The 14,404-nt window shown below is 73.2% G+C and carries 13 protein-coding genes; 5 read left to right on the forward strand and 8 right to left on the reverse strand.

Annotation, left to right across the window (positions count from 1 at the left end; genetic code table 11):
* Nucleotides 1-200: MerR family DNA-binding transcriptional regulator (locus tag ACFY7E_RS27205; protein ID WP_389489263.1), on the reverse strand; the 200-nt coding region annotated here is incomplete at its 3' end.
* Nucleotides 201-930: 730 nt separating this feature from the next.
* Between ACFY7E_RS27205 and ACFY7E_RS27210 the strand changes: the two genes are divergently transcribed.
* Nucleotides 931-1,320, forward strand: coding sequence for an ATP-binding protein (locus ACFY7E_RS27210; RefSeq protein WP_389489265.1), 390 nt, complete (start codon nt 931-933; stop codon nt 1,318-1,320).
* 223 nt (nt 1,321-1,543) lie between these two features.
* On the opposite strand, the gene ACFY7E_RS27215 is transcribed toward ACFY7E_RS27210, so the two are convergent.
* The 4 genes from ACFY7E_RS27215 to ACFY7E_RS27230 form a co-directional block, all read right to left on the reverse strand.
* Nucleotides 1,544-2,032, reverse strand: coding sequence for a hypothetical protein (locus ACFY7E_RS27215; RefSeq protein WP_389489267.1), 489 nt, complete (start codon nt 2,030-2,032; stop codon nt 1,544-1,546).
* 145 nt (nt 2,033-2,177) lie between these two features.
* On the reverse strand, nt 2,178-3,278 hold the full coding sequence (locus tag ACFY7E_RS27220; RefSeq protein ID WP_389489269.1) for a CU044_5270 family protein: 1,101 nt from the start codon (nt 3,276-3,278) through the stop codon (nt 2,178-2,180).
* Nucleotides 3,275-3,937 (reverse strand): RNA polymerase sigma factor, encoded by a 663-nt coding sequence (locus tag ACFY7E_RS27225; RefSeq protein WP_389489271.1) that lies wholly within the window; start codon nt 3,935-3,937, stop codon nt 3,275-3,277. Before ACFY7E_RS27225 ends, ACFY7E_RS27220 begins: the two co-directional genes overlap by 4 nt.
* A 160-nt stretch (nt 3,938-4,097) precedes the next feature.
* The gene (locus tag ACFY7E_RS27230; RefSeq protein ID WP_389489273.1) at nt 4,098-4,625 is read right to left on the reverse strand and encodes an HD domain-containing protein; all 528 of its coding nucleotides are present in this window, start codon (nt 4,623-4,625) and stop codon (nt 4,098-4,100) included.
* A gap of 126 nt (nt 4,626-4,751) precedes the next feature.
* Between ACFY7E_RS27230 and ACFY7E_RS27235 the strand changes: the two genes are divergently transcribed.
* Nucleotides 4,752-5,765 (forward strand): LLM class F420-dependent oxidoreductase, encoded by a 1,014-nt coding sequence (locus ACFY7E_RS27235; RefSeq protein WP_389489275.1) that lies wholly within the window; start codon nt 4,752-4,754, stop codon nt 5,763-5,765.
* Here the strand turns inward: ACFY7E_RS27235 and ACFY7E_RS27240 are convergent.
* The 3 genes from ACFY7E_RS27240 to ACFY7E_RS27250 all read right to left on the reverse strand — a co-directional run bounded on the left by ACFY7E_RS27240 (nt 5,708) and on the right by ACFY7E_RS27250 (nt 9,193).
* A complete protein-coding gene (locus ACFY7E_RS27240) occupies nt 5,708-5,977 on the reverse strand; it encodes a hypothetical protein (protein ID WP_389489277.1) in 270 nt (89 codons plus the stop codon). The two genes, ACFY7E_RS27235 and ACFY7E_RS27240, sit on opposite strands and share 58 nt — an antisense overlap.
* Nucleotides 5,978-6,067: 90 nt before the next feature.
* The gene (locus ACFY7E_RS27245; protein WP_389489280.1) at nt 6,068-8,365 is read right to left on the reverse strand and encodes an MMPL family transporter; all 2,298 of its coding nucleotides are present in this window, start codon (nt 8,363-8,365) and stop codon (nt 6,068-6,070) included.
* 123 nt (nt 8,366-8,488) lie between these two features.
* The gene (locus ACFY7E_RS27250; protein ID WP_389489282.1) at nt 8,489-9,193 is read right to left on the reverse strand and encodes a DUF2470 domain-containing protein; all 705 of its coding nucleotides are present in this window, start codon (nt 9,191-9,193) and stop codon (nt 8,489-8,491) included.
* Nucleotides 9,194-9,333: 140 nt separating this feature from the next.
* Here ACFY7E_RS27250 and ACFY7E_RS27255 point away from each other — a divergent pair, with 140 nt between their 5' ends.
* The 3 genes from ACFY7E_RS27255 to meaB are packed head-to-tail and all read left to right on the forward strand — an operon-like array spanning nt 9,334 to nt 14,293.
* On the forward strand, nt 9,334-11,148 hold the full coding sequence (locus tag ACFY7E_RS27255; RefSeq protein ID WP_389489284.1) for a methylmalonyl-CoA mutase family protein: 1,815 nt from the start codon (nt 9,334-9,336) through the stop codon (nt 11,146-11,148).
* Complete coding sequence (scpA, locus tag ACFY7E_RS27260) at nt 11,145-13,316, forward strand: methylmalonyl-CoA mutase (RefSeq protein ID WP_389489286.1); 2,172 nt, start codon at nt 11,145-11,147, stop codon at nt 13,314-13,316. Before ACFY7E_RS27255 ends, scpA begins: the two co-directional genes overlap by 4 nt.
* Nucleotides 13,313-14,293, forward strand: coding sequence for a methylmalonyl Co-A mutase-associated GTPase MeaB (gene meaB, locus ACFY7E_RS27265; RefSeq protein WP_389489288.1), 981 nt, complete (start codon nt 13,313-13,315; stop codon nt 14,291-14,293). Before scpA ends, meaB begins: the two co-directional genes overlap by 4 nt.
* Nucleotides 14,294-14,404 lie beyond the last annotated feature (111 nt).

Below are 14,404 nucleotides of genomic sequence, written 5' to 3' on the forward strand. Positions count from 1 at the left end.
CGGGCGCGTGCGGCGATGCGCAGCTGGTAGCGGGAGTAGCGGCGGTGGCCGCCCTCGGAGCGCAGCGGGGTGATCAGGCGGTGTTCGCCCAGGGCGCGCAGGAAGGCGGGGGTGGTGCCGAGCATCTCGGCGGCCCGGCCCATGGTGTAGGCGGGATAGTCGTCGTCGTCGAGACGCCCGCGCGTGTCGTCTGCTGTCACCTGCACCTCTCTCCGGAACGCGTTGAGGGGCCCTGGTGCCGTACGGCACCAGGGCCCCGAAGGAACTACTACACCACCTGCCGGCCCTGACACTGCGCCGGCCTCCTGTGTCCACGGACCCGACCCGGCTGCTGTCGGGATCGTGGGGATCGCGGTTGCTCGACCGGAGACCACCTCACTCACGATGTCCTGCGGTACCCGGACCCAGTGCTTGCGTCCGGGCGATCCCGATGGCGCTTCGCCCCTCCGTTCTCTCCTCGGTGACCAACTGCTTACTGCTGGGGTACCGCTCACTGACTTCACTGCCGGGTACTGCTTTCACGAGGCCGCATCTGCCATGACCGCGGTCTCGCGTCGGTGGCCCCTGATCACCGCGGGCCACCCGGTCCGGCCGCCAGCTCCGTCGCCGTCCTGCACAACCCCGGCTCCGGAACTCCACCGCCGTACCGTCCTGCTACTGCGTGTACCGCTGATACCGCTTGCCGGCAGTTCATCTCTGCCAGGCCTTGCTGTCCTTCTCGCCTACAAGAGAAAACATAGCTGCGCTGAAGACGAATGTCTACTACGGCGAACACAGATTTTTGTTTGCCGGACAGACAGATAACCGGTGTCGAGCGACACTTCCACGGGACCGAAGAGCAGGTATGCCTGATTGATGACCATATGTACGGGGCAGACGTGATGGACGCGGAGCAACGGTCATGGGCGAAACCAGAGACAGGGGGTCCTGATGGACATGATGAGCGTCGACGTCGTGAGCGGCCGTCTTCCCGGATCCATCGCCGCCGCCCGCGACAGCACCCGACACTTCCTCGAGGGGCTCGTCCCCTCACTCACGCCCGAAGCCGCTGAAACCGTGGTCCTGGTGGTCTCGGAACTCGTCACCAACGCTCTCCGTCACGGCGGCGGCACCTGCGCCCTGGTCCTGGCCACCGGCCCGAACGGCATCGAAGTGGCCGTACACGATTCCAGCCCCCACGTCCCACGCGTGCGCACCCCCGACCTGAACGGCGGTGCCGGCGGGTTCGGCTGGCCGATGATCACCCGACTCTCCACAAGTACCGCGGTCACTCGCCGGGCAGACGGAGGAAAGACCGTCACGGCCCTGCTGCCCTGCTGACACCCGAACCTCCCTCGCTGTTCGGCGGCACTGTGCCGGTGCGTGGCACTCGGGTAAGAAACGGACACGGCCCGGCAGGGGTCCCCGGCATCTCGGAACGACTCATTTCCGCGGACACGAAGCACGGTCGGTTTCGCCGGGAGTGCCGGGGTCGCGGGTCGTCGATCCGGCGCTTGTGCGCTCTGCCCGGACGGCGTCCGGGCCGTCTCCGACCTCAGGGGTTTCACGCGGGTGCCTGCACCGGGTGGAACGCTGCCTCACCGAAGGCACGAACACGGGCCGTCGCACCGTCGGTGGGCCGTACCAGGTCCCAGTCCACCGGCGCGGCGTCCTCGAAGGGGACGTGAACGACATCGGGGCGGGTGAAACAGCACCTTGTGCGGGTGCCGACGGCGAAGCCCCCTCCCCCGCGCCCACCGGCGTCAGCGTCTCGTCGAGCGTCATGGCCGACGGACCGAGCGCGATCGGCCTCCCGGCGGGGGCCGGCACGGCGCCCGGTCCTGTCGCAGGCATTCCGGCAGCGTCTCGGGATCTGCGGCACGATCACGCGAGCCGGATCCTCGACGGAAACGGTCGCACGGCGGGCGAACGGGTGCCCTGTCGGCGCGGCGAGCACGCGTACCTCCTTCACCAGGGCCAACCCCATGACGATGCCCTCCTCATGCATCGGACAGCAGGTCGGCACGATGTCCACCTCACCGCCGGCAGCCATGGCAGGACCTGCGGCAGGTACGCCTCTTCGACCGGGGCCCCGCAGTCGGGGTGCCGGGTGCGGAACGCCTGCGTGGCCCCGGCCGACAGCCGGTCCGGTGAAGGCGACCCGCAACGGCCCGGTCGGTGGACGACCTGTTCGTCGTCTACCCCGGCAAGCCGGTGGCGGAGGGCGTCGCCCCGATCTCGTCGACGAAGGCCCGGACCATGATCGCGTGGGTGAAGACGACGGTCCCGGGCTTGATGAGGCCGTCCTCGCCGTCGCTGCCCACCACCTGGACCGTGCGCTCCCCGAGGAAGGTCAGGGTCCCGCTGTCGAAGATCCACTCGGTGCGCTGTCCGCTGAACTCGTCGAGCCGCGCGACCGCGACTCCCTTGCGGCCGGCGGCGTCGGTGGCGCCGTCGACCGTCACCACGCCGGGGATCTTCGCGGCGGCCCGGTAGAGCGCCGCCGTGAGTCCGGGGGTCGGCCAGCTCTCGGTGAGCAGGTCGCCGATGGTGGTGAAGGCCTGCTGGTCCCTGCCGTTGCCCTGTCCCTCGGTCTCCTCGTAGATCTTCCGCAGCAGCTCGTCGGGGTCGGTGGGCAGGGTGGCGAGGTAGTCGTGCGAGGGCGCGCCGAGGTGCGGCTCCGGCACGTTCCCCCGCTCGTCGGTGCCCTCCAGGGTGATGCCCTCGGGGCCGGTGTTGCCCGGCTCGATCAGCCGGCCCTTGCGGCCGTCGGGCGACCGCCACGACTGCCGGGTGTGCAGGGGCTCGCCGACGAGGGTGCTGACGTCGTCGACGGTCTTCACGTACGTGGACGCGCTCAGCGTCTCGATGTAGACGTACTGGCCGGCACGGGGGCGCGGGGCCTCGGTCCCGGCGGCGGCGAGCGAGATGCGGTCGAGGAGGCGGGGCGCGCCGTGGGCGTCGACGGCGCCGACGGTGGTGGTCAGGGCGGGTCCGGTGGCGCGGTCGTCGCCGGTGGCCGGGGTTCCGCCCGGGGCGAGGACGAGGACGCCGACGGCGAGCGCGCCGGCGAGCGCGGTGGCGGCCGGCAGGAGGACGGCCTTCCGCAGGAAGGGGTCGCGGGACGCGCGGGGGGCGGCGGCGCGGCGGTCCTCGTGGATCCGGTTCATCAGGCGCTCCTTGTGGAACTGGTGGCGGCACGGGGGGAGGTCCCGCTCCCCGATCGCCGGGAGGACCACCGAGGGGTCCCCGGTCCCGTGGCGGTTCGCCGTACGGGGGTCGGTCGGTTCGGGGTTCATCGGGTTCCTTCCTGCGCGGGCCGGACCGCGGTCGCGCGGTCACCTGTTGTCTGCCGGGAGCGGGGGGCGGGTTCCCGTTCCGGCGGATCGGATCTCCTTCCCTCCCGGGCGAGTTCGTCCTCGGCGCCGTCGCGGAGCCGGGCGCGGGCGCGCGAGAGCCGGGAGCGGACGGTGCCGACGGGGACGCTCAGGGCGCGGGCCACCTCGGTGTAGGCGAGGCCCTCCCAGAGGCAGAGGACGAGGACCTCGCGTTCGGTGCGGCGCAGGGTGGCGAGCGCCCGCAGGGTGGCGGCGATGCGGCGGCGGTCGTCGAGCCGTCCGGCGACCTCGGAGGCGTGGTCGGGCACGGAGGCCTCGGGGACGGCCGCGGCGTACGCGGCGGCGGCCGCCCGGTAACGGCGGTTGCCCCGGCAGTGGTTGCGGGCCACGTTGGTGGCGACGCCGAGCAGCCAGGGGCGGAGCGATCCGCCGTCGGGGTCGACCTTGCTCCGGAGCCGCCACGCCTCCAGGAAGGTCGCCGCCATGACGTCCTCGGCGACCGACCAGTCGCCGGTCAGCCGGAAGGCGTGGTTGTAGACGCCCCGGGCGTGGGCGTCGAAGAGCTCGGCGAAGGCCGAGGGATCCCCGTCCCGGATGCGTGCGCGCGTGTCGGTGTTCACGTCTGTGGTCTGTCCGGCGCCCGGAACGGGTTCCCGTGAGCCGGGTCACAGCGGGTCCGGGCGGGTCGGGTTGCACTGGGCCGGGCTCTACCGGGCCGGATCGGATCGGGTCAGGCCGGGCCGGGTTGTGCCAGGCCGTACCGGGCCGGTCCGTACCGGATCAGGAAGGCGTACCGGCACCCGGGGCGGGGCCGTCCAGTTCGGCCAGGAGGTCCGGGTTGACCACGCGCAGGATCGTCGCGATCCGGTCGGGGTCGGCGGCGGGCCAGAGGACGGCGCGGGCCGCGCGGTACTTGGCGGCGAGCCGTTCCCGCTGGTCGGGCGGGAGCGCGGCGGACCGGTCGGTGCGGCTGTTGTGTGCGTTGTCGGCGATCTTCACGAGGGTGGCGTCGGGGTCGGCGGTGATCCGGCGGATCTTCTCCTCGTACGTGAGACCGGGCCGGTTGGTGACGGCTTCGACGAGGGCGACGACCCGGTCCGGGATCCCGGCGGCGCGGAGCCGTTCCGCCGTCCAGTCGGTGTCCTCGACGACGTCGTGCAGCAGGCCGGCCATGGCCAGTTCGGGGCCGAGGGGCGCCAGGCCGGCCGCGACCGCGCGGACGTGTGCGACGTACGGGGCGCCGGTCTTGTCGACCTGTCCGGCGTGCGCGCGGTCGGCCAGTGCGTCCACTTCGGCGAGAGTCCTCATGCCCCCATCGTCCCTCGCGGAGTGCGGCGGGCCGCCGGTCCCCCGCTCCCCCCGCGCTCCCCCACGACACGTGTTCGTCACACGGGAACGGGAATTCCCCTCCGGGCGGGGCCCGTTGCCGGATGCATGACTCTCGGAGCAACGCTCGGCTCGACCTCACGTCAGCTTCCGATCGACGACACGGTGCGGCTCGCGCGGGAGGCGCGCGACGCCGGCCTGCACTCCGCGTGGTTCGGCCAGTCCTTCGCGTACGACTCGCCCTCGCTGGCCGCGATCGTCGGGCGCGAGGTGCCGGGCCTCCAGGTCGGGACGGCCGCGATCCCCGTCTTCGGCCGGCACCCGCTGGTCGTCTCGTCCCAGGCGCAGACGGCGCAGGCCGCCACCGGCGGCCGCTACCACCTCGGGCTCGCCCTCGGCACCCGGCACCTGACCGAGACCGGCTTCGGCATCCCGTACGAGCGGCCGATCGGGCTGCTCAGGGAGTTCCTGACCGCCCTGCGTCCGCTGCTCGAAACGGGCGACGCCGACTTCCACGGGGAGCTCCTGACCGCCACGACCCCGTACTCGGCGGCGGTGCCGGGCGCCGAACCGCCGGTGCCGGTCCTGGTCGCCGCGATGGGACCGCAGGCGCTGCGGGTCAGCGGTGAACTCGCCGACGGGATCCTGCCGTTCCTGGCCGGGCCCCGGGCGCTCGCCGAGCACGTCGTGCCGGCGGTCCAGGCCGCCGCCGAGGCGGCGGGCCGCCCCGCGCCCCGGGTCGTGGCCCTCGTGCCGGGCGTGGTCACGTCCGCCCCGGACGCGGTGCGGGAGACCGCGGCCGAGGCCCTCGCGCTCTACGAGCGGATCCCCTCCTATCAGCGGGTGATCGGGCTCTCCGGGGCCGAGCGGGCCGCCGACCTGGCCCTGATCGGCGACGAGGAGACCGTCGCGGCGGGGATACGGCGCTACCGCGAGGCGGGGGCGACGGAGGTGGTGTTCACCGCGACGGAGATGAACGGCGAGGACGACCGGCGCCGCACCTGGAAACTGCTCGGGGAGCTGAACGGGGGCCGGCCCGCCGCGGCACGGGGGCGCGCCGGGGATCAGGCGACCGGGCAGCCGTCCGGACCGGAGGAGGTCGGCGTCGACAGGTCGCAGTAGCCCGTACGGGGGTGGTGGGCGCCCGTGATCCCGGCGGTACGGGCCGGGTCGCTGCCCACCGGCACCCGCTGGATCGCCCCGTCGAAACCGGGCCCGTCCACCGTGTTCCGCAGGATCAGCAGGTGTTTGGCCGTCGGGGTGGCCGCGGACAGCGGCAGGAAGGTGACGCCCGGGACGCCCTCGACGGTCGCGCGCTGCTCCTCGGTGCCCACCGCGTAGGTGTACGAGCCGTCGGCGGCGAGGCGGGTGTCGAAGTGGCGCGGCGGGGGTCACGACCGCCCGACCGCCGGGCGGGCCGGGCCCTAAGGTCCGGGAGATCCGGGAGGTCCGCCCGCGGCCGGGGTCCGTTCCGGTGTGGCCTCGCCCTCTCCCTCGGTGTCCAGGTGCGGCAGGATCCGGTCCAGCCGGTGCGGTGTCCACCAGGCGTGCCGGCCGAGGAGGGTCATCACGGCGGGGACGAGGAGCAGGCGGACCACGGTGGCGTCGATGAGGACGCTGGCGGCGAGGCCGAGGCCGAGCATCTTGACGACGATGTTGTCGGAGACGACGAAGGCCGCGAAGACGCTGACCATGATGAGCGCGGCGCAGGTGATGACCCGGGCGGTGATCTCCAGGGCGTGGGCGACCGCCGCCTTGGGGTCGCCGGTGCGCAGCCAGGCCTCGCGGACGCGGGACAGCAGGAAGATCTCGTAGTCCATGCTCAGGCCGAAGACGATGGCGAACATCATCATCGGGACGTAGCTCTCGATGGGCACCTTGCCGGAGACGCCGAGCGCGGGTCCGCCCCAGCCCCACTGGAAGACGGCGACGACGACGCCGTACGAGGCGGCGATGGAGAGGACGTTGAGGACGGCGGCCTTGAGGGCGACCAGGAGGCCCCGGAAGACGATCAGGATGACGAGGAAGGCGAGGGCGACCACCACGGCGATGATGAGCGGGAGGCGGCTGGAGACGAGGTCGAGGAAGTCGACCTGGGCGGCCGTGGTGCCGGTGACGTAGGTCTGCGCGTCGGTGCCGGCGACCGCCTGCGGCAGGACGTCGTCGACGAGGTGGTCGGTGAGTTCGGTGGTCCGCTCGTCCTGCGGGGAGGCGACCGAGTAGGCGGTGCCGACGAGGACCTGTCCGTCGGAGGTGGGCTGGAGGGGGGTGACGGAGGCGGCGTTCGGGACGTCGGCGAGGGACTGCTGGAGCTTGGTGGCGAGGGCCGCCCGGTCGTCGGCGGGGACGGCCGACTGGTCCACGACGAGGGTCAGGGGGCCGTTGGCGCCGGGGCCGAAGGCCGTGGAGACGAGGTCGTAGGCCCGCCGGTCGGTGAAGGACTCGGGGTCGGCGCCGTCGCCGATGTGGCCGAGCTGGATGAAGAGCAGCGGGAAGGCGAGGACGAGGAGGAGCAGGACGCCGCCGGTCAGGAACCACCAGGGGCGCTTCTCCACCCGTTGGGCGTAGCGGTGCCAGGTTCCGTGGGCGGGCGCCCCGGGTTCGGCGTCGGTCTCCGCGACGGGCCTGCGGACGTGGTAGCGGTCGACGCGGCGGCCGACGAGTCCGAGCAGGGCGGGAACGAGGGTGAGCGCGGAGAGTACGGCGGTGACGACCGTGAAGGCGGCGGCGAGGCCGAGTTTGCCGATGAAGGTGACGCCGGAGACCCAGAGGCCCGAGAGGGCGATGACGACGGTGCAGCCGGAGACCAGGACGGCGCGGCCGCTGGTGGTGGTCGCGAGGCCCGCCGCGTCGGCGGGATCGCGGCCGTTCATGAGGTTCTGGCGGTGGCGGGTGATGAGGAAGAGCGCGTAGTCGATGCCGACGCCGAGGCCGATCATCGTGGCGAGGGTGGGCGAGACGGTGCCGAAGGTGAAGGCGGCGGCCATGAGGCCGAGGAGGGCGAGGCCGCAGATCGCCCCGAGGAGCGCCGTGACGAGGGGCAGGACGGCGGCGATCAGGCTGCCGAAGCCGATGACGAGGACCACGATCGCGACGGCGAAGCCGATGGCCTCGCTGGTGCGGTCGTCGGCCTGGGGGCGGGCCAGTTCGCCGAGGGTGCCGCCGTACTCGACGGTGACGCCGGCGTCCCGGAGCGGCTGGACGGCCGTGTCGACGCCGTTGAGGTAGTCGGTGCCGAGGGTGGAGGGCGGCACGCTGAAGCGGACGGTGATGTAGGCGGTCTTGCCGTCGGTGGAGAGCGGTCCGGTGTCGGGGGTCCCGGCGGGGGTGGCGGGCGGGGCGGTGCCCGGTGGCGGCAGCGGGTTCTGGGCGCCGAGGACGTCGGGCAGCTTCTCCAGGGCGGTGACGGTGGAGTTGACGGCGGACGCCTCGTCCGTGAGGGGGCCGGAGGGCCGGTTCAGGACGATCTGGGCGCCGTAGCCGCCAGCCGCGGGGTCGTGCGCCTTGAGGACGTCGAGGCCCTGGGCGGACTGGACGCCGGGGAGGTCGAAGTCGTCGGAGTACTGGCCGCCGACGGCCCGGTCGAGGAGCTGGAGGCCCGCCACGGCGGCCAGCCAGAGCACGATGACGACGACGAAGTGACGGGCGCACCAGTGGCCCGTGCGGTACAGGGCGCCCTTCTGCGGTGGCGTCCGGCCCTCGACCGGGCTTCCTGCGTTCATGGCGTGGCCGTGTCCCGGTAGGGGATCCCCGAGCGGTTCCGGCGCCGGCGTGCGGGCCTACCCGTCCATTCTTCGTCCGCGCCCCCGCTTCGGCATCTCGACGGAGCGCGGGGGCGGGGCCGTTCAGGCCGGCAGGCGGTTGGGGTGGGAGGAGCGGCGGGCCGCGGCGAGGAGCGCGTGGATGCGGGGGCCCGCCTCGTCGACGCCGGTGACGGGGGTGGGGAAGGCCAGCCGGGCGTCCCGGTGGCCCGTGCGGTGTTCGAGGCGGAGGGTGATGCCGTAGCGGTCCAGGGCGACGGGGAGGGCGCGGACCGTGTCCCGGCCGGGAAGCGGCCGGACGAGGCGGAGCAGCAGCGGGACGAGTTCGGCGTGTTCGTCGACCAGGTGGGTGAGCATGGCCGCCTCGCAGCCGGCCATCGGGTCGGGCTCGGTCGCCAGGAGTTCGTCGAGCGCGACGAAGGTGCGTCCGTCGGCGTCCTCCAGGAGCGCCTGGCCGAACTCCATGCAGGTGCTCCGGGCGGCCTCGGACGTGTAGGGGGCGTCGAGGAGTCCGGTGAGGGTGACGCGGGCGCGGAGGCGGTCGCGGACCGGGGTGGGGGCGATGTCGGTGAGTTCGAGGCGTACGGGGAGGCGTGCGGTCCTCCCGGCGGGGCGGTGCTCGGCGGGGTCGTGCAGGTGGATGTGGCCCATCGGGCCCGTGCCGTCGAGGCGGTGCACCTCCTGCTCGCCCCCGTCGGTGACGACGGTCATGGAGTGGGCCGCGGTCAGGATCGAGCGCACGCGTTCGGCGGGGGTGGGGCGGGCGGCGCGGGGGCTGGAGGGGCGCATGCGAGTTCTCCCGGGGCAGGGGACGGAAAGGCCGAACCGAACACTTAGGCAAGCCTAACCTAACTCACGAGGGGTGAAGAGAAGAAGGTCACAGTCGTGCGCTCTCCTGCTCTCTTGTCGATCTCCCCTAGCATCCGAGCATGACGGTCCTGCCTGACGACGGGCTTTCCCTGGCGTCCGAATTCCCTGACGCGCCACATGAGCAGTGGCAAAACCTCGTGGCGGGCGTCCTGCGCAAATCGGGCAAGGAGCTCTCCGGCCCCGAAGCCGAGGACGCCCTGTCCACCCTGCTGGAGGACGGCCTCGACACGCGCCCGCTGTACACCGCGCGCGACGCCGCGCCCGACCCCGGCCTGCCCGGCTTCGCGCCCTTCGTGCGCGGCGGCCGGGCCGAGGGCAACACCACCGGCGGCTGGGACGTGCGCCAGCGCCACCTGACCGCCGACAACGGCGCGGTCCTCTCCGACCTGGAGAACGGCGTCACCTCCCTCTGGCTGGGCGTCGGCGGCACGGGCATCCCGGTCGGCTCCCTGGACAAGGTCCTCGACGGCGTCTACCTCGACCTCGCGCCCGTCGTCCTCGACGCGGGCGACGAGACCGCGGCCGCCGCCGAGCGCCTCCTCCGCCTGTACGAGGAGCGGGGCATCGCCCCGGACGCCGCCCGGGGCAACCTGGGCGCGGACCCGCTGGGCCACGAGGCCCGCACGGGCCGGCAGGCGTACGACCTCGTGTCCGTCGCCGGTCTCGCGCGCCGCTGCGCCGACGGGTACCCGGGCCTGCGGGCCCTGACCGTGGACGCCCTGCCGTACCACGAGGCCGGCGGCTCGGCCGCGCAGGAGCTGGGCTGCTCCCTCGCGACGGGCGTGGCCTACCTGCGCGGACTCACCGGGGCGGGCCTGAGCGTCGCGGAGGCCCTCGGGCAGATCGAGTTCCGCTACGCGGCCACCGCCGACCAGTTCCTGACGATCGCCAAGCTCCGCGCGGCGCGCCGGCTGTGGGCCCGGGTGGCCGAGGTCTCCGGCGCCCCGGAGGCGGGCGCGCAGCGCCAGCACGCGGTGACCTCGCCGGTGATGATGACCCGCCGCGACCCGTGGGTGAACATGCTGCGCACCACGATCGCCACGCTCGCCGCCGGGGTCGGCGGCGCGGAGAGCGTCACCGTGCTGCCCTTCGACGACGCGCTCGGCCTGCCGGACGCCTTCGCCCGCCGCATCGCCCGCAACACCTCCACCGTCCTCATCGAGGAGTCCCACCTCGCCCGGGTCGTCGACCCGGCCGGCGGCTCCTGGTACGTGGAGCGGCTCACCGACGAACTGGCCCACGCCGCCTGGGAGTTCTTCCGCACGATCGAGCGGGAGGGCGGCCAGGAGACCGCACTGCGCTCCGGCTTCGTCGGCGAGCGCCTGGCCGGGACCTGGGCCGCCCGGAGCAAGAAGCTCGCCACCCGCCGCGAACCGATCACCGGCGTCAGCGAGTTCCCGCACCTCGCGGAGAAGCCCGTCGAGCGCGCCCCCGCGCCCGAGCCGCCCTCCGGCGGACTTCCCCGCGTCCGGCGCGACGAGGCGTACGAGGCGCTGCGCGCCCGCTCCGACGCCCACCTCGCGGCGACCGGCGCCCGGCCGAAGGTCTACCTGGCCGCGCTCGGCCCGGCGGCCGCGCACTCGGCCCGGCTGACGTTCGCCGCCAACCTCTTCCAGGCGGGCGGCGTCGAGCCGGTCACCGGAGGCACGTTCGAGGAGAGCGGCGCCCGCGAGGCCTGCCTGTGCTCCAGCGACGCGCTGTACGAGGAGCGGGCGGAGGAGACCGCGGCCGAGCTGCGCGCGGCGGGGGCGGAGCACGTCCTGCTCGCCGGCCGCCCCGCGCGGTACGCCGGTGTCGACACGTACCTCTTCGCGGGCTGCGACGCCGTCGCCCTCCTCTCCACCGCCCTCGACCGCATGGGAGTGTCCCGATGACCGTCCCCGACTTCTCCGGGATCGAACTCGGGTCCCCCGCCGCCGCCGGCGGCCCCGACGAGTGGCGCGCGGCCGTCAAGAAGGCGGCCGGCGGCGACCTGCTCTGGGAGACCCCGGAGGGCATCGGCGTCAAGCCGCTCTACACCGGGCAGGACCTGGAGGGCCTCGACTTCCTGGACACCCGACCGGGCATGGCTCCGTACCTGCGCGGCCCGTACCCGACGATGTACGTCAACCAGCCCTGGACGATCCGCCAGTACGCGGGCTTCTCCACCGCCGAGGAGTCCAACGCCTTCTACCGGCGCAACCTGGCGGCCGGCCAGAAGGGCCTGTCGGTCGCCTTCGACCTGCCGACCCACCGCGGCTACGACAGCGACCACCCGCGCGTCACCGGCGACGTCGGCATGGCCGGCGTCGCCATCGACTCGATCTACGACATGCGCCAGCTGTTCGACGGCATCCCGCTGGACAGAATGACGGTGTCGATGACGATGAACGGCGCCGTCCTGCCGGTCCTCGCGCTCTACATCGTGGCCGCCGAGGAGCAGGGCGTACCGCCCGAGAAGCTGGCCGGGACCATCCAGAACGACATCCTCAAGGAGTTCATGGTCCGCAACACCTACATCTACCCGCCCGGACCCTCGATGCGGATCATCTCCGACATCTTCGCCTACACCTCGCAGCGGATGCCGCGCTACAACTCGATCTCCATCTCGGGCTACCACATCCAGGAGGCGGGCGCGACGGCCGACCTGGAGCTGGCGTACACCCTCGCGGACGGCGTCGAGTACATCCGCGCGGGCCGCGAGGCCGGGCTCGACGTGGACGCGTTCGCCCCGCGCCTGTCGTTCTTCTGGGCGATCGGCATGAACTTCTTCATGGAGGTCGCCAAGCTGCGCGCGGCCCGCCTCCTGTGGGCCAAGCTGGTGAGGCAGTTCGACCCGAAGAACACCAAGTCCCTCTCCCTGCGCACCCATTCGCAGACCTCGGGCTGGTCGCTGACCGCCCAGGACGTGTTCAACAACGTCACCCGCACCTGCGTGGAGGCGATGGCGGCGACCCAGGGCCACACCCAGTCGCTGCACACCAACGCGCTCGACGAGGCGCTCGCCCTGCCGACCGACTTCTCGGCGCGCATCGCCCGCAACACCCAGCTCCTCCTCCAGCAGGAGTCGGGCACCTGCCGGACCATCGACCCGTGGGGCGGCAGCGCGTACGTCGAGAAGCTGACCTACGACCTCGCCCGGCGCGCCTGGCAGCACATCCAGGAGGTCGAGGGCGCCGGCGGCATGGCGAAGGCCATCGACGCGGGCATCCCCAAGCTGCGCGTGGAGGAAGCCGCGGCCCGCACCCAGGCCCGGATCGACTCCGGCCGGCAACCGGTGATCGGCGTCAACAAGTACCGGGTGGAGACCGACGAGCAGATCGAGGTCCTCAAGGTCGACAACTCCTCCGTCCGCGCCCAGCAGATCGCCAAGCTGCGGCGGCTGCGCGAGGAGCGGGACGAGCAGGCCTGCCAGGACGCGCTCGCCGCGCTCACCCGGGCGGCCGGCGGCGACGGCAACCTCCTCGAACTGGCCGTGAACGCGGCCCGCGCGAAGGCCACCGTCGGCGAGATCTCGGACGCCCTGGAGAAGGTGTACGGGCGCCACGCGGGCCAGATCCGTACCATTTCCGGTGTGTACCGCAACGAAGCAGGGGAGTCCCCCTCCGTGGAGCGCACCCGGGCCCTGGTCGACGCCTTCGGCGAGGCCGAGGGGCGGCGTCCGCGCATCCTGGTCGCCAAGATGGGCCAGGACGGCCACGACCGCGGCCAGAAGGTGATCGCCACGGCCTTCGCCGACCTGGGCTTCGACGTGGACGTCGGCCCGCTGTTCCAGACCCCGGCCGAGGTCGCCCGCCAGGCCGTCGAGGCGGACGTGCACATCGTCGGGGTCTCCTCGCTGGCCGCGGGTCACCTGACCCTCGTGCCGGCGCTCCGGGAGGAGCTGGCTGCGGAGGGCCGCGAGGACATCATGATCGTGGTCGGCGGGGTGATTCCCCCGCAGGACGTGGCGACGCTCCTGGAGATGGGCGCGGCGGCGGTCTTCCCGCCCGGCACCGTCATCCCGGACGCGGCCCACGACCTGGTGACGCGCCTCGCCGCCGGCCTCGGGCACGACCTGTGATCGGACTCGACACGTACGTGAAGGGGGTGCTCGACGGGAAGCGCGCGCTGATCGCCCGGGCGATCACCCTCGTCGAGTCCACCCGGCCCCAGCACCGGGCCCTCGCCCAGGAGTTGCTGACCGAGCTGCTGCCGCACAGCGGCCGGGCGGTGCGGATCGGGATCAGCGGGGTGCCCGGGGTCGGCAAGTCGACCTTCATCGACGCGTTCGGGACGATGCTGACCGGGCTCGGCCACCGGGTGGCGGTCCTCGCCGTCGACCCGTCGTCGAGCCGTACGGGCGGCTCCATCCTCGGCGACAAGACGCGGATGGAGCGGCTCGCCGTCGACCCGGCGGCCTTCGTCCGCCCCTCCCCCACCGCCGGCACGCTCGGCGGGGTCGCGAAGGCGACCCGGGAGTCGATCGTCGTCATGGAGGCGGCGGGGTACGACGTGGTCCTGGTGGAGACGGTGGGCGTCGGCCAGTCGGAGACGGCCGTCGCCAACATGGTCGACTCCTTCCTGCTGCTGACCCTGGCCCGCACCGGCGACCAGCTCCAGGGCATCAAGAAGGGCGTCCTGGAACTGGCCGACGTGGTCGCCGTCAACAAGGCGGACGGCCCGCACGAGCGCGACGCGCGGGCCGCCGCGCGCGAACTGGCGGGCGCGCTGCGGCTGATGCACGGCGCCGACGCGTTCTGGACGCCGCCGGTGCTCAGTTGCAGCGCCCGGGAGTCCTCGGGCCTCGACGAGGTGTGGGGGCGCCTGGAGCGGCACCGCGCGCTGCTCGACTCGACCGGCCGCCTCACGGCCAAGCGCCAGGACCAGCAGGTCGACTGGACCTGGACCATGGTCCGCGAGGAACTCCTCGACCGGCTGCGCACGAACCCGGCGGTCCAGGAGCTCGCGCCCCTGCTCGAACGGCAGGTCAAAGACGGCGAGTTGACGGCGACGCTGGCCGCCGAGCGCGTCCTGAGGGCGTTCGGGGACACCGCCTAGGCCCTGTTCCACCGGACAGGCCCCAGCGGCGGGAACGACGGACGCCGGGGGCGACGGGACCGTAGGAGGTCGGTCCCGTCGCCCCCGGCGCGTTCTTGTGGCGCGACCCCG

Source organism: Streptomyces sp. NPDC012825, from assembly GCF_042900925.1.
Taxonomy (GTDB): Bacteria; Actinomycetota; Actinomycetes; order Streptomycetales; family Streptomycetaceae; genus Streptomyces.

Coding starts and splice junctions, on each gene's coding strand:
- ACFY7E_RS27210 (WP_389489265.1), top strand. CDS start 931: ATGGACATGATGAGCGTCGACGTCGTGAGCGGCCGTCTTCCCGGATCC.
- ACFY7E_RS27215 (WP_389489267.1), bottom strand. CDS start 2,032: ATGGCTGCCGGCGGTGAGGTGGACATCGTGCCGACCTGCTGTCCGATG.
- ACFY7E_RS27220 (WP_389489269.1), bottom strand. CDS start 3,278: ATGAACCCCGAACCGACCGACCCCCGTACGGCGAACCGCCACGGGACC.
- ACFY7E_RS27230 (WP_389489273.1), bottom strand. CDS start 4,625: ATGAGGACTCTCGCCGAAGTGGACGCACTGGCCGACCGCGCGCACGCC.
- ACFY7E_RS27235 (WP_389489275.1), top strand. CDS start 4,752: ATGACTCTCGGAGCAACGCTCGGCTCGACCTCACGTCAGCTTCCGATC.
- ACFY7E_RS27245 (WP_389489280.1), bottom strand. CDS start 8,365: ATGAACGCAGGAAGCCCGGTCGAGGGCCGGACGCCACCGCAGAAGGGC.
- ACFY7E_RS27250 (WP_389489282.1), bottom strand. CDS start 9,193: ATGCGCCCCTCCAGCCCCCGCGCCGCCCGCCCCACCCCCGCCGAACGC.
- ACFY7E_RS27255 (WP_389489284.1), top strand. CDS start 9,334: ATGACGGTCCTGCCTGACGACGGGCTTTCCCTGGCGTCCGAATTCCCT.
- scpA (WP_389489286.1), top strand. CDS start 11,145: ATGACCGTCCCCGACTTCTCCGGGATCGAACTCGGGTCCCCCGCCGCC.